Annotated in this window: 13 protein-coding genes and 1 riboswitch; of the genes, 3 read left to right on the plus strand and 10 right to left on the minus strand. The window is 39.1% G+C overall.

Going from position 1 to position 15,206, the window contains the following annotated elements; translation table 11 throughout:
* Positions 1 to 168 precede the first annotated feature (168 nt).
* The 7 genes from BA1_RS08110 to BA1_RS08140 all read right to left on the minus strand — a co-directional run bounded on the left by BA1_RS08110 (position 169) and on the right by BA1_RS08140 (position 6,758).
* Positions 169 to 897, minus strand: a complete 729-nt coding sequence (locus BA1_RS08110) for an ATP-binding cassette domain-containing protein (RefSeq protein ID WP_008357620.1) — start codon at positions 895 to 897, stop codon at positions 169 to 171.
* Between the two features lie 57 nt (positions 898 to 954).
* A complete protein-coding gene (locus tag BA1_RS08115; protein WP_008357622.1) occupies positions 955 to 1,203 on the minus strand; it encodes a hypothetical protein in 249 nt (82 codons plus the stop codon).
* A gap of 278 nt (positions 1,204 to 1,481) precedes the next feature.
* Positions 1,482 to 2,915, minus strand: coding sequence for an amino acid permease (locus tag BA1_RS08120; protein ID WP_008357623.1), 1,434 nt, complete (start codon positions 2,913 to 2,915; stop codon positions 1,482 to 1,484).
* Positions 2,916 to 3,187: 272 nt separating this feature from the next.
* Positions 3,188 to 3,634 carry a hypothetical protein gene (locus tag BA1_RS08125; protein ID WP_008357626.1) on the minus strand — a complete coding sequence of 149 codons (447 nt, stop codon included), beginning with the start codon at positions 3,632 to 3,634 and terminating at the stop codon, positions 3,188 to 3,190.
* On the minus strand, positions 3,624 to 4,811 hold the full coding sequence (locus BA1_RS08130) for an MFS transporter (protein ID WP_008357628.1): 1,188 nt from the start codon (positions 4,809 to 4,811) through the stop codon (positions 3,624 to 3,626). Before BA1_RS08130 ends, BA1_RS08125 begins: the two co-directional genes overlap by 11 nt.
* Positions 4,808 to 5,437, minus strand: a complete 630-nt coding sequence (locus BA1_RS08135) for a dienelactone hydrolase family protein (RefSeq protein ID WP_008357629.1) — start codon at positions 5,435 to 5,437, stop codon at positions 4,808 to 4,810. The genes BA1_RS08130 and BA1_RS08135 overlap by 4 nt, the downstream gene beginning before the upstream one ends.
* Before the next feature lie 52 nt (positions 5,438 to 5,489).
* Positions 5,490 to 6,758 (minus strand): cytochrome P450, encoded by a 1,269-nt coding sequence (locus tag BA1_RS08140; RefSeq protein ID WP_034738804.1) that lies wholly within the window; start codon positions 6,756 to 6,758, stop codon positions 5,490 to 5,492.
* Between the two features lie 262 nt (positions 6,759 to 7,020).
* Positions 7,021 to 7,122, minus strand: a riboswitch (purine riboswitch).
* Between the two features lie 328 nt (positions 7,123 to 7,450).
* Between BA1_RS08140 and tcyA the strand changes: the two genes are divergently transcribed.
* Genes tcyA through BA1_RS08155 form a run of 3 tightly spaced genes read left to right on the plus strand, consistent with a single transcriptional unit; the run spans position 7,451 to position 9,701 of the window.
* A complete protein-coding gene (gene tcyA, locus BA1_RS08145) occupies positions 7,451 to 8,266 on the plus strand; it encodes a cystine ABC transporter substrate-binding lipoprotein TcyA (RefSeq protein WP_008357634.1) in 816 nt (271 codons plus the stop codon).
* Entirely contained in the window at positions 8,253 to 8,945 is a 693-nt protein-coding gene (locus BA1_RS08150; RefSeq protein ID WP_008357636.1) for an amino acid ABC transporter permease, read from the plus strand. The genes tcyA and BA1_RS08150 overlap by 14 nt, the downstream gene beginning before the upstream one ends.
* Positions 8,946 to 8,957: 12 nt before the next feature.
* Positions 8,958 to 9,701, plus strand: coding sequence for an amino acid ABC transporter ATP-binding protein (locus tag BA1_RS08155; RefSeq protein ID WP_008357638.1), 744 nt, complete (start codon positions 8,958 to 8,960; stop codon positions 9,699 to 9,701).
* A gap of 39 nt (positions 9,702 to 9,740) precedes the next feature.
* Here BA1_RS08155 and BA1_RS08160 read toward each other — a convergent pair whose 3' ends face one another.
* From BA1_RS08160 to BA1_RS08170, 3 genes are all read right to left on the minus strand, one after another.
* A complete protein-coding gene (locus BA1_RS08160; protein ID WP_008357640.1) occupies positions 9,741 to 10,025 on the minus strand; it encodes an AbrB/MazE/SpoVT family DNA-binding domain-containing protein in 285 nt (94 codons plus the stop codon).
* Between the two features lie 108 nt (positions 10,026 to 10,133).
* Complete coding sequence (locus BA1_RS08165; RefSeq protein ID WP_008357642.1) at positions 10,134 to 10,694, minus strand: class D sortase; 561 nt, start codon at positions 10,692 to 10,694, stop codon at positions 10,134 to 10,136.
* A 6-nt stretch (positions 10,695 to 10,700) separates the two neighbouring features.
* Entirely contained in the window at positions 10,701 to 14,738 is a 4,038-nt protein-coding gene (locus tag BA1_RS08170) for an isopeptide-forming domain-containing fimbrial protein (RefSeq protein WP_008357644.1), read from the minus strand.
* Positions 14,739 to 15,206: the final 468 nt, after the last annotated feature.

Genomic DNA, 15,206 nt, shown 5'->3' on the forward strand with positions numbered 1-15,206 from the left:
TTTCTCAGTTCATTAGAAACTTCATTCCTGTTTATAAAAATTTTATTTAATTCAGTCATATTTAAATAGAAATACATGATATAAACAGCTAAGATAAGACCTAATAACAGATATCTATTATGCCTTTTTTTGAAAATATTATTTGATAACAAATTATGACAAATCTCATTAAGCAAGACTTTTGTTACGAGAAATGAATCCATCAATTTTTTCATAGTATTTTTGTAATTCTCCATTATTTATTACGATCCCTTCAATTTCTCCAACATTCTTAATAGTGCTCAAGGTGCCTTTGCTCAGTAAATAAACATTGGCCTGTTCGTTACGCATAATAAAATCCATGTTATGTGAAATTAAGATGAATTTTCTGAGTGCAGAGTATTTTTTTATTAAATACTCTGTCAATAAATAGCTTTCATAATCGAGTCCATTAAATACTTCATCCGCCAATACATATTCAACTTCTAAAGCCAAAGCAATCCCTATTTGTAATTTCTTTTTCATACCATAAGAATAATTGCTAATTTTTTCGTCTAAAAATGATGTCAGATGATACATTTCAGTAATAAACTCAAATAATTTCTTATTTACATCCCTATATCTCCTAAAAATAAAATCAGCATATTCATTACCAGACAGATATTCAGGCAAATAAAAGTCAGATGGTATATAGAACATTTTAAGTTTTGCTTCTTTTTCCTTTCTGCTAACTGAATTAATTTTTATATCTCCTTTTTGAAAGGACGTTATATCGCATATACAATTTAGAAGTGTAGTTTTTCCTGATCCATTTACTCCAACAATGATATCGATTCCTTTAGAATCAAACGTTATACTTAAGTTATTCAGAACAGGGCTACCATTATAGTTTTTTTCTAATTCATTTATAGTAATCATTTTTATCATTCCTATTTTTGATTAATAGCGATTTTGAAGAACAGCATATATACTAATTTATTTTGCGTTACAGCCTATCCCGATATCCCAAACCTTTGGCCAATTCCACTTAACTTTACCAGAGAAACTGTAGCCTTTACTTGTACAATAAAATGCATAAGCAATACCCGAAAGTAATGCTATTAAAATAATAACCCATACTATCCATTTATTTTCAATAACGTTCTTATGTTTCTCATTTAAATAAGATCCCATTTTATATAGGCCAGACATTAATTTATTCTCAATTTTACTAATGACAAACACTTTATTCTCTCCTAACTGCTGTTCTCCAAAATACAAGATAATATTAATTTTATTATATGGAAAATTCAAGGTTGTTTTACAATTTTAAGGTTATTTTAATCTATTATTCTTAAAGATCACCCTTTCCTCGATCCATTATTTCAATAATTATTAAGTCCAATAGACTGATTGAATATGAAATTTTCCCAATTGATCACAAGAAAAAAACACCTTCAGATTTATATCAGAGGTGTTTTAAAATATCTCATACTCACATATTTAGTATTTCTTTTTTGATCTTAAAACCGAATCTCATCTTCTCCGCGGATTTGCAGCTTGAGCGGTTCACTTTTCGCCTGATGCTTTTTCACATAGCGGTGATAGACGACATACCCAATAATCATAAGCGGGACACCGACATATAGCCCAATCCGCTGCTCCGCATCAAAGGCAAGGCTGATTAACACAATCGAGTTTAGCGTGATGGCAATGATCGGCAGTACCGGATAAAGAGGGGTTTTAAATTTTAAGTTTTCCAGCTTGCCGCCTGCTTTCACATATCTTCTGCGGAAAAGCAGCTGTGATAATGTAATTGTAATCCAGCCGGTCTGGGCACTCATGCCGGCGATAGACACAATCCAGGCAAAGACGGTTTTCTCTGCAAAAAAACCAGATAATAGCGAAATACCTGTAAATAGAAAGGTAAGCAGCAGCGCATTCATTGGGATACCGCGCTGATTGACTCGTCTAAACGCCTTCCCTGCCATTCCTTCCTTCGATAAGGAGTACAGCATTCTTGTCGAAGCATACAGACCAGAGTTCGCCACAGATAATAAAGCAATGATAATGACAAAGTTCATGATATCTGCCGCATAAGGAATGCCCGTTCTCTCAAACACAGTGACAAATGGGCTTTGCAGCACACTCGCTTCTTTCCAAGGCACCATGCCCGCTAAGACAAAAATAGATAAAACGAAAAAGACAAGGGTGCGCCAAACCGTCTGATGAATCGAACGAGGCACGGTTTTCTCTGGATTTTCACTTTCTCCTGCCGCAATCCCGATCAGCTCCGTCCCTTGAAACGAAAAATTCACCGTGATCATCGTGACGACAACGGCCAGCAAGCCATTCGGAAACAGACCGTCACTCACAAAATGACTAAAGTAAGGAGCTGGTTCCCCGCTCGTCGTTTGAATAAAACCAAACATCGCCGCTCCGCCTACGCCAATAAATAGTAAGATGGCAACAATCTTAATGGTTGAAAAGAAAAACTCCGACTCCCCGAACGCTTTTGCTGACCTGGCATTTAATAAGAACAAACACAGCCCAAATATGAGACACCAAATCCACACATCCACTTGTGGAAGCCAGCGTCTCATCAGCTGCCCTGCTGATAAAAATTCCAGCGCCACAGTGGCTGCCCAGCCAAGCCAATAAATCCAGCCAACAGCAAAGCCTGCGGCAGGACTGACAAATTTGGTCGCATACGTATGAAACGACCCCGACACAGGAAGCGCGACTGACAGCTCTCCAAGACACAGCATGGTTAAATACATGATCAATCCGCCCACAATATAGGAAAGAACAGCTCCAACTGGCCCTGCTTGTCCAATCGTATAGCCTGTTCCAAGGAAAAAGCCTGTCCCAATGACACCGCCAAGAGAAATCATAAATAAATGGCGGGAGGTCATCGCCCTTTTCAATTGTTCGGGCTGATTTTGTCCAACATCCACAATGATGCCCTCCTTCTTCTAAGATGTTCTGTTATCAAAACATGTCTCCATGTGATTATTCCATTTTCAAAACAACCTACTAATTATACATCTTTTATAATAAATATGCTTCCTTCTAACGTCACTGTCACAAAGTCTTTATTTTAGTAATGTTCGCACAACTCAAAGAAGATCCTCACCTTGAAAGTGATATTTCTGCTCCATGAATACCTAAATATAAAAACCAGTGTGCGTCTGTTGAAGACTTTCACACTGGTCTGTAGTTTATTTTTCTATTCATCTGTTTTGCAGAAGCCCTCTGACAAGAAGGAAATGGAGAATATCATAGAAGTGTCTTTTTCTTTCGTGTACTTGTCATAGCAATGATAAACAAAGCCATTTTGATTTTTTTCAACTTTCATCCCTGACCCTCGATCATGATAACCAGGCATTCTTTCCTCTTCCCAGATATTGAATAAATTCATAGTACCTCCAACACAAGTAACCATGTGTTCATCATTTTCTGTATTCTCCCAAAATATCAAAGTAGAGACTTTGTCGCCCCCTACAATAAAACCATTTTCTGATAAAAGAACAATTCCCTGTCTACGTGAAGACGCTGTATGATGGATTTTAACTTGTATCGACTGCTCATTTGAAAAATGAACCACATCCGTTTTCATCACTTGATCTAATTGGCCATCTACCTCTTGGAACTCCTTCTCTTTTTTAATTCGCATGCATTTGTCGCTCCTCATTACTTTTTTTATGATCATTGTGATTTTTCAAAGTTACTTTCAACAAATAAATCAAAAGAAAACATGGCAGACAAATAATAGCCATTCCTAAGAATGCATAGGAAGGAGATATAGAAAATAAGTACCCGCTCACTATGGTTAACAGACCGTTACCAAGACTTAATCCTAAAGCTGCGTACAGCCCGTGAGCATATGGGAAAAATTGATTTTTTATATGCCTATCTAGGTATTTCATAAAGGCCACTTGAGTAAGGCCAAACGTAAAGGCATGAAGTAGTTGAGACAGGATGAAAATGAAAACATTCCCGAAAAGGAAGAGCGACATCCATCTTACAATTGATGCTGTTACACTAAACATCAATAAAGTGGTCACTGAACCTTTTTTAAACAACGAATCCGAAATAAAAAAGAAGACAATTTCTGCAATGACCGCTATTAACAAAAGAAATCCTATATATTCTGGCCGTACCCCTAAATTGCCTAAAAAAAGCACAGCGTAACTGTAATATGCAGCATGCGCAGACTGTAAGATGACACAAAGAAGCAGAACAAACACAAAGGACTTTGACTGAAATAGTTTTTTTATGCTCATTCCCGCTGGGTCATTTTTTTCTCGCAAGGTACTAGGAGCTCGTAAAGAAGCCAATAAGGCAAATAACAGCAGCCCCCCAATCATCACATAAATAATGACTCTTTCTCCCAATATGGAGATCATAATCCCCATAAGTAGCAATGCCACAATGTATCCAAAAGAGCCAAAGGATCTGCTGCGCCCATAAGCAATCTCTCCTTTCTTCATCAGTCTAGAGGCCATCGCTTCATGCATAGCTAAAGGCATTGGATAGAGAAGACTAATGAAGAACGTGGTCACAATGACCGCTAAAAAGCTATTTGCCGGTATAAGAAGAACAAAGAGGAGCACCGATAAAAAAACCACCCATTGATTTAAACGAGCCAAGCCCATATACTGACTTGCCAAAGGAAATAGAAAAAAGGTGGTCATCGCTCGGGTCAGTAATCCAATCGCAATAATTATGCCGGCTTGATCAGGTGAAAAGTTCTTATCTGCAACAAGCCAAATCGACCAATAGGGAACAAATATACCAAATGTGAAAAAGAATCCAAAAAACTGCATAGACATCCATTTGTTAGCATTCATACTCTCTCTGCCGATCTGACTTTATTCAATTGTACTTTTATGAACTCACTCATGTGTTGAAAACAGCGATCTTTAGAGGGAGCTTTAAAAGCCTCTGAATATGGGTTGGCGAATCCATGTCTTCCCTCTACCATCATCACATGAACTCCTTTCTTTTTCTCCAAAACACTTACAATTTCCCTAGGTTTAAAAGCATTTTCAATGGTCGGAAAAAACAACAACGTTTCACATTTAGGCGAAATCGTCATATAATCTCTTATCCTGGAACCATAGAACCCGATGACTCCAGTAAATAAACCATCATATCGACTACATAGCCAAGCGACTGTTGCTCCCACACTGAAACCTAATGCAAAAAGACTGACACTCTTATCTTTCGCTTTTAATTCTCTTGCTAAATGAAGGACTTTGTCGACTGATCGGTCAAAACCTACTTCTTTCATAAAATAGCGATACGCATCGCCTTCACTATCACGACCAAATGGTTTGATTGGACCTAATAGCTCAGGACAATAGACTTCAAAACCAGCCCTTTCAAAATGTTTGATCGTAGTCTCCATGTGATCATTTATGCCATAAATCTCATGTATCAAGATGATGACGGGTTTTTGATGTAATGTTTGCAAATGTCCATCATTCCCTTCTTAAGAGTGCAAAACAAGAAGACTTTCCCCACTCTTAATTCCTCTTCACCTTTACTTCCATGTGTAAAATACCTGTAAATGTAGGGTTAGAAGTCCATTCTGGATTTTCAAGATCATATAAAGGCTGTATATCAGGACAACGTGAAATGACTTCTTTTAATATTTCCATAATTTCCGCACGAGCAAATGCTGCTGCGATACATGTGTGATACCCCCCGCCAAAGGCCATATGACGAAACCCCTTTCTTGTGATATCCATTTTGTCAGGATGTTCGAAAACTCTTTCATCTCTTCCAGCAGATGCCAAGAAAAAGTAAACAGAATCGTTCTTCCTAATTTGCTTACCATGCAACTCAATATCTGAGGATGCATGTCTGACAATATATTGGATGGGGCCTTCTAACCTCATTGTTTCATCTAAAACTTTAGGTAATAATGACATATCCTTTTTCAACATTTTGAGGATCTCTGGATTCTTAAATAACAAATGCAGCGAGTTACTGAGAACAAACTGCGGAATTTTATGCCCACCAAAAATGAGATGCATCGTCTGGGCAATTAATTGATCATCTGTTAACTCACCATTAACACCCGGTGTCTCAGAAATAAGCCGACTTAACAAATCATTCTTCTTCTCTTTTCTTCTCTCAGCTATAGCATTTGATAAATACGCATAAATCTCTTTCACACTTCCTCTGACTTGTTCGCTTATTTCTTTACTAGGTACATGAGATACAACAAAGTTTTGCATAAAAAGAGCAATATCATCAGACCATTTGATAAACTTATCTACTTCTGTTCCTGGAATACCAAGCATTTTACAAAGAACCATCGCTGGAATAGGATGTGCGATTTCTTCTACGAAATCAAATGATTCTGTGTGGCTCTCAAGAACACGGTCAATAATTGTAGCAACAATTTTTTTAATTTCAGGAGTGATCAGTTCAATTTCATTTACTAAAAACGCACGATTCATATACCCCCTTAGCTCTGTATGGTCAGGACGGTCATGATAAACCATCCATGTTTTAATGATGTCAATGATATCTTTAAAGTGCTGATCTTCACCTTTTTCTAGGTTATTCATCTTTAAAGGAATAACTTGACTAGAAATAAACCGATCACCTGGAAGGTTTGTGGTCATGTCAGCATGCCTTGTGATGAACCAAGACTTCATCTCTTCATTCCAACACACAGGGGCTTCATTTCTTAATTGCTTATAAATGTCATATCGCCGTTCAAAATATTCATTACTATACAAACTCAACTGTTCCACACTCTGTTCTGTCTTCAATTTCAACATCATCCCTTCTGTTTTCACATACAAAATTTTCGATTCATTTTTGAGATTGGTGGAAATATGACAACTTTCTCTTCTCATCAGTCTGGGGCATATAAAAAAACCAAGATAAAAAGAACCTGCCACCATCGCTGAATAGCGTGAGAAGTTCTACCTGATCTTGGTCTTAAAGAATGTATGATTGAAACGATTCACAGAGGCTTTTAGTTAGAGGAATCTAACAATATAAAATGTTATAGTTCCTGTCATTTTTCCTATAAGTAAGATTAAGTAGCAATCTTCTCGTAGTCTAATTCTTTACGGGAATTAGGTAGAGACTCTCAGACCATATTTCTGAAGGTATACGAGTATTGCTGCCTACATCAAATTCGAATCGAATGTAAAAAAATACAATAAAATACTTTATTTTTACATTTTTATCATAGCATATTTGACTCTGAAATGGTTCAAAAAATGATTACATTTTTCAAATATCTTGACGATCATTTCGCTATTTGCTCGATTTTAGTTTGATCTCTCTTTTAATTCGGGTATATGGATAGCGGCATTAGTTGGCCTATTTCTTACTAGAAGGCTGTAACAGCAGGCATAAAGTTGGTGAGATTCGCTCAAGCTAGTTTCAAATGCTTTACTTTTAGGTTGCTTCTCTGTAAGATCATATGTTGTAAATACCAACAAGAAAAGTGGGGAATAAAATGAAAAAGATGTTGTTTGCCATTATTTTAGGCGCTTGTGTTGCATTGATCACAGCATGTGGATCAGCTGCAAATGACAACGCTAATAAACAATCTGAGTCTAAGGAATCAGGTGACCTTTGGAAATCTATAAAGGATAAAGGCGTCTTAACAATAGGGACAGAAGGTACTTATGCTCCTTTCACATTCCATGACAAAAAGACAGATAAATTAACTGGCTATGATGTTGAGGTTATCACAGAAGTAGCTAAACGCCTTGATTTAAAACCAGAATTCAAAGAAACTCAATGGGACAGCATGTTTGCTGGTCTGAATTCTAAACGTTTTGACGTGATAGCAAACCAAGTTGGTAAAACTGGACGTGAAAATCAATATGATTTCTCTGATAAATACACAACGTCTCAAGCCATTGTTGTGACAAAATCGGATAACAACGACATCAAGAAACTTTCTGATGTGAAAGGCAAAAAAGCAGCACAATCATTAACAAGTAACTACAATAAACTTGCAACAGATGCTGGTGCGAAGATTGAAGGCGTCGAAGGTCTTGCACAATCCATTCAATTGATTCAGCAAGGACGTGCTGATCTGACATTCAATGACAAGCTGGCTGTCTTGAATTACTTGAAAACAAGCGGGAACAAAAACCTAAAAGTTGCATTTGAAACAGGAGATCCTCAAGAAACTTATTTTGCCTTCAGAAAAGGCAGCGGCGAAGTCGTTGACAAAGTGAATGGCGCACTAAAAGAAATGAAGAAAGACGGTACACTTGCTAAGATTTCTAAGAAATGGTTTGGTGAAGATGTTACAAAGTAATACCCTAGGAGTCGTCATTCCTTGGGATCTTCTTCAGCAATCTTTTTGGCCAATGGTGATGCAGGGAATTTATTATACAATTCCCTTAGCCATCATTGCCTTTATCATTGGTCTTTTTATCGCACTTGTAACAGCTCTTGCTAGAATGTCTAAAATCAAAGCGCTCAGATGGATTTTTTCCATTTATGTGTCGGCTGTTCGTGGAACGCCGCTTTTTGTGCAATTGTTTATTATTTTCTATTTCTTTCCGACCTTTAATATCACACTTGATCCATATCCAAGTGCCATTATCGCTTTTTCTTTAAACGTAGGTGCGTATGCGTCGGAAATCATCCGGGCATCCGTCCTTTCTGTTCCAAAAGGGCAATGGGAAGCGGGTTATTCGATCGGGATGACCCATCGCAAAACGCTCGTCCGTGTGATTTTACCGCAGGCAGTGCGTGTATCCATTCCGCCGCTGTCTAATTCATTTATTAGCTTAGTGAAGGACACATCCCTTGCCTCCCAAATCCTCGTGGCAGAGATGTTCCGTAAATCACAGGAAATTGCTGCGGCAAACTTGGATCAAATCTTATTTATTTATATGGAAGCCGCCCTGATCTATTGGGTATTCTGCTTCATTCTATCACTCGTGCAGCACCGCATTGAAAAACGACTCGATCGATATGTCGCAAGGTAAGGAGGGAACGACATGCTAACAGTCAAAGGCTTAAACAAATCCTTTGGTGAAAATGAGATTTTAAAGTCAATAGATTTTACGATCAACAAAGGGCAGGTTGTGGCCATCCTTGGTCCATCAGGTTCAGGAAAAACAACGATGCTTCGCTGTTTAAATGCACTTGAAATACCAAATGGCGGCTCCTTTACCTTCGATGATTTCTCGATTGATTTTTCGAAAAAAAATAAACCAGCTGATTTGCTGAAACTTCGCCGGAAGTCAGGCATGGTGTTTCAAGATTATCATCTGTTTCCACATCGCACTGTTCTTGAGAATGTGATGGAAGGTCCAGTCCAAGTCCAGCGCCGTCCGAAAGAAGCGGTGCGAAAAGAAGCGATTCAGCTCCTGCAAAAGGTAGGACTTGAGGATAAAAAAGATTTGTATCCCTTCCAGCTGTCAGGCGGTCAAAAGCAGCGTGTCGGCATTGCCCGTGCACTTGCCATTCAGCCAGAGCTTATGCTTTTTGATGAACCAACCTCTGCACTTGATCCTGAGCTTGTCGGTGAGGTCTTAAAGGTCATGAAGGATCTGGCCAAAGAAGGCTGGACGATGGCGGTGGTCACACATGAAATCAAGTTTGCCCAAGAAGTGGCGGACGAAGTTATTTTTATTGATGGCGGCGTCATCGTTGAACAAGGTCCTCCTGAAGAAATCTTCAAACGGCCAAAGGAAGAACGAACAAAGCAATTTTTAAACCGGATTTTGAATCCAGTATGATGAAAAAGGCTGTTCTCAATTGATGAGAACAGCCTTTTTTTATATCTCTTTTTGCAGGCGAAGCGCCAATAAGTCTTGAAGGAGCAGTCTCGCTCCCTCTGGGCTGACAACTACTCCGCCTGACAGCGCCTTATTGGAACAGGTGACTTGCCCTGTGACGATACAAGGCTTATCCTGCCAATAAGGTTTTATCACAATGCGACCTTCTTCTTGATAGATTTCTATAAAGTCTTGCGGTCGAATTTTTAATCGTTTTCTAACATCTGTCGGAAGGACAACTCTCCCGAATTTATCTATATGCCTTACATAGTCTTCATTTATCAAATTGACCCCCTCCTGCATCTATAGATACTATATGGACGATCACCTCCTTATCGGGCGATCTGCTCGATGGCATGAAAATGAAGGAGCCGCCGCAGGCTGGATCAGTGACTACACACGCTTTCCATATATAATATATCTGTTTGGTGCAGGCCCAATAAAAGAAAAAGGATAACATGTCGTGAGGACAAGTTCTTCTTTTTCATGCTGCAGTGTCACAATACTTGTATCGTCTTTTTTAACAACTTTTGTTTTCTCTATTTCATAAACAAATCGACCGTATGAAAGCTCAATGACAAGCTGATCCCCCTTCACAAGCTCTCCTGTTCGTCTAAATACGGTATCACGATGTCCAGATAACACAATTTGTCCTTGCTCATTAGGGAAATAGCTCTTCTGATAATGTCCAACACCTTTTGCCAAATCATCTGCTGCTGTTCCTTCAACGATCGGCAGCTCAGCCTTTAGTTTTGGAATGTGCAAAAGCCCAATGGTTTCACCAGCCTGCGGCGCAAAAGATGAATCCTTTTGCACCTGATGCTGAACGACTGCTTGAGCAGACTGAAACGATGTCTCTATTTCCCTCTGTCCACCTATCATACCTATATACCCGCCAATCAACAAACAAAAGCCCGCTGTGATCAATACAGTAGAAATGATTTTTTGAAACATGGCGGATTATCCGTTTCTTTTTCTTCTATTCCACACCATTAGAGATGCACCAATGAGAACTAGAGCAAATCCTGCAAGCAGAAGATTGTACATGACGGTTGCAGTATTCGGCAGTGGATGACCGGGTGTTTCAGTGTGAGGCTCAGATGGCTGATCTGGTACAGTCGGCACCTCTGGTTCATGAGGAGGTTCAACTGTTGTCGTGTTTTCTGGTTGATCTGGTTCGTCTACATTCTCGCCCTTCACATCTGCGATATTCGTGATTGTCTGACCTTCAGCACCTTTGACAACCTTTGCCTCGAACGTCACAGTATGCCAATCGGTATCTTTAATATCGCCAAATTGTCCCGTCACCTTACCTTTTGTATAGTCTCCTTTGTCATCATCTTTAGCATCGCTCACTGTTTGTCCATCTACTTTGAGTGAACCTGTGACATATGCAAGACCTTCTGGCAGCTGATCTGAGATCACTAGATCTTTGATGACACTATCCTCTACACTGTTTTTTGTTTTAATGGTGTAAAGAAGGGTGTCGCCTACTTGCACTTGTTTTTTATCTGTGTTGCCTTCTGCTTTTTGATAAATCTCGGATGTTTTTTCTGATTCAAGTTTTGGATCTCTTGGATCAATTTTTGTTTCCGTTGTCGGCTCATCTGGTGGCGTGTTTTCGCCTATTACTTTCGCTGTGTTTTGAATGCTTTTACCTGATTGGCCTTTAGCAACCTTCGCTTCAAAAGTAACCGTATGCCAGTCTGTGTCTTTGATATCACCAAATTGACCGGTCACCGTACCTTTTGTGTAGTCTCCGTTGTCGTCATCCTTTGCATCTGTCAATGCTTGTCCATCTACTTTTAATGAACCTTTGACATATGCAAGTCCTTCTGGAAGTTCATCTGAAATGACTAAATCTTTGATGACACTGTCTTCTACACTGTTTTTTGTTTTGATCGTGTAAAGAAGGGTGTCGCCTACTTGTACTTGTTTTTCATCTTTATTGCCTTCTGCTTTTTGAGAGATCTCAGATGTTTTTTCTGATTCAAGCTTTGGATCTCTTGGATCAATTTTCGTTTCTGTTGTCGGTTCGTCTGGCGGGGTATTATCGCCTGTGACTTTGGCAGTGTTTTGAATGGTTTTACCTGCTTGGCCTTTGGTAATTTTCGCTTCAAACGTTACTGTATGCCAATCAGTATCTTTGATCTGACCAAATTGTCCTGTCACCGTACCTTTTGTGTAGTCTCCGTTGTCGTCATCCTTTGCATCTGTCACCGCTTGTCCGTCTACTTTGAGAGAGCCTGAAACATACGCAAGTCCTTCTGGAAGTTCATCTGAAATCACTAGATTTTCAATGAAGCTATCTTCTTCAAGATTCTTTGTTTTAATCGTATAAAGAAGGGTATCTCCTACCTGTGGTTGCTTTTCATCTGTGTTGCCTTCTGCTTTTTTCTGAATAACGGACGTTTTTTCAGACTCTAGTTTTGGATCACGAGGATAAATTTCTGTCTTCGTGGTTGGTTCATCTGGCGGCGTGTTTTCACCAGTTACTTCGGCAGTATTTTGAATGTTTTGACCAGCTTGTCCCTTTTCAACTGTCACTTCAAACGTCACGGTATGCCAGTCTGTATCCTTGATATCACCGAAATAACCTGTGACCGTTCCATCTGTATAGTCACCGTTATCATTGTCTTTCTCATCTGTGACTGCATTCCCGTCGATTTGAAGTGATCCAGTGACGTACTTTAGCCCTTTTGGTAATTGATCTGAGATTACTAGATTTTCAATGAGACTGTCTTCTATCGTGTTCTTTGTTTGAATTGTATAGAGAAGGGTATCTCCTACTTCTGGATGCTTCTCATCTGTATTGCCCTCTGCTTTTTTCTGCAAGACCGCTGACTTTTCAGATTCAAGCTTTGGGTCACGAGGATAGATTTCTGTATTCGTTGTCGGCTCATCTGGTGGTGTGTTGCCGCCTGTGACGCTGGCTGTATTTTGAATGTCTTTGCCCGATTGACCTTTTTCAACCGTCACTTCAAACGTCACGGTATGCCAATCTGTATCTTTTATGTCACCAAATTGAGCTGAAATGGTTCCGTCTGTGAAGTCTCCATTGTCGTCATCTTTTGCGTCTGTGACTGCCTCTCCATCCACTTGAAGTGAATCCGGCACATACGATAATCCTTCTGGCAGTTCATCTGAGATCACTAAGTTTTCAACAAGGCTATCTTCTATCGTGTTCTTTGTTTGAATCGTATAAAGAAGGGTATCCCCCACTTCTGGATGCTTCTCATCTGTGTTGCCATCTGCTTTTTTCTGCAAGACCGCTGTTTTTTCTGAAGCTAGTTTTGGGTCACGTGGATAGATTTCTATATTCGTTGTCGGTTTGTCTGGTGGTGTGTTACCGCTTGTAACGTTGGCCGTATTTTGAATGTCTTTGCCTGCTTGGCCTTTTTCAACCGTTACTTCAAACGTCACACGATGCCATTTCGCATCTTTCACCTCACCGAACTTTCCAGTAATGATTCCATCTGTCATATCGCCATTATCGTCATCTACTGCATCGGTTACTGGGTTCCCATCTAGTTGAAGTGAATTTGGTACATATGCTAATCCTTGAGGCAGCTGATCAGAAATCACGAGGTCTTCAATCACACTGTCTTCAACAGCGTTACGTGCTTGAATGGTATACAGTAACGTATCCCCTACCTCAGGGTGCTTCTCATCTGTATTACCTTCTGCTTTTTTCTGTAAGACTGCTGATTTTTCTGATTCAAGCTTGGGATCACGAGGATAAATTTCTATGTTTGTTGTTGGTTTATCTGGCGGTGTGTTTTCCCCTTTGACATTGGCCGTATTTTGAATGTCTTTACCCGCTTGACCTGTTCCTACTTTCGCTTCAAATGTGACTGTATGCCAAGCGGTATTTTTCACATCGCCTATTTGACCCGTCACGGTGCCGTTTGTATAGTCACCTTTGTCTTGGTCTTTTGCATCTGTCACGCTTACGTCATCTACCTTAAGGCTACCTGGAACATAGGTTAAGCTGCTCGGAAGGTTATCTGATATGACTAAGTTTTTAACAATACCATATTGAACAGTACTTCTTGCTTTAATTGTATAGAGTAATGTATCTCCCACTTCCGGGTGCTTCTCATCTGTGTTACCCTCTGCTTTTTTCTGTAAGACCACAGATTTTTCTGATTCAAGCTTTGGAGGATATGGATCAAATTCTGGCTTTACTCGTGAAGCTAAGTCATAAGATAATGAATCACCAACAGTGCCCATATAAGTCGTGCTTAATGTTTTTGCATCAAGTGTATACAGAGTAGAATGGCCAATAGATGCATTTAATCCTGACTGCAACAGCATTTGCCCATTTGGCAAAAAGCTGATTCCTCGAACGCCTCCATCAATACTTTTACCATCCGCACTTTTAATTGGAATCACACGAATGACTTCAGCCGTATCTGGATTCATTTGTGCAATGGCTCCACTCCCATTTGATGCGAACCAAAGATAACCGTCTTTATCAACAACAAGGTCCCCGCCAACACCAGAGCCGATGTCATAGCCGACAATTTTTTTAGACGTTTTTTGCCCAGTTGTTAGATCATATGTTCCAAGGAAGTACTCTCCACCTGAAGAATAAGAGTGTATATATTTTCCATTGTGCACAACTGCATTAGACGCTGCTCCAGCTAAAGCACCTACTTCTTGTGCTTGTCCAGAAGTTGCATTTATTTTATAAAGAACAGGAGTTCCGCTTACTGATGTCGTTGCATACACAACGTTCTCTTGATCATTGACGGCAACACCGTTCACTAAAGTCGAATTGATTCCTTTCACTTGAACACTAGCCTTTACGTTAGTTGGGTTATTCCCATCGAGCTGATAAAGAATTAATGGGCTACTTCCAATCATATAGGAATCTGTGTTGTTCACTACAACCGTTCCTGCAGCCTTTGAGATAGGTGGTGAGACCGTTAATAGATTTCCAACAATCAGCACCAATATAAGAAATAATTGACTCGTTCTTTTTAATATATTCATTCTTTGACCTCCCTTTTTTCTTGGTTCATCGAGTAAAGGTATGTACCAGCTCACCTCCTATACTTTGGTAAAGAATATCAGTAACATTTCAGAACCCTCAACATGACTAAAAGACTATTTTCGACAAAAATAGTCTTTTGGTCATATACAACTCTCAACATATGATTCATCTATGTTTTTTCCAACAATGAACGTTTTTTTATCGTGTGATAAATAGTTTATCTAGTCATTCAAACAGGCCTAATAACGCAATTTACATACAACCTCTTCTATTTTATATGAATGAATCTTTAATTGGATAAAGGTTGTTTTTTTGTCAATTTATAATGAATTTTTTTCTTATTATTATAAAAAAAGTTAATAATTGGTTCACTTTGCTAAAAAAAACAATCTAAAAGTCTTGCTCCAATTTTTGATGTTTTTCACTCTTTTTATTGAATAAATTCTTTTTTTCGAGTAAGCGATTAC

The sequence above is a fragment of the Bacillus xiamenensis genome, assembly GCF_000300535.1.
GTDB lineage: Bacteria > Bacillota > Bacilli > Bacillales > Bacillaceae > Bacillus > Bacillus xiamenensis.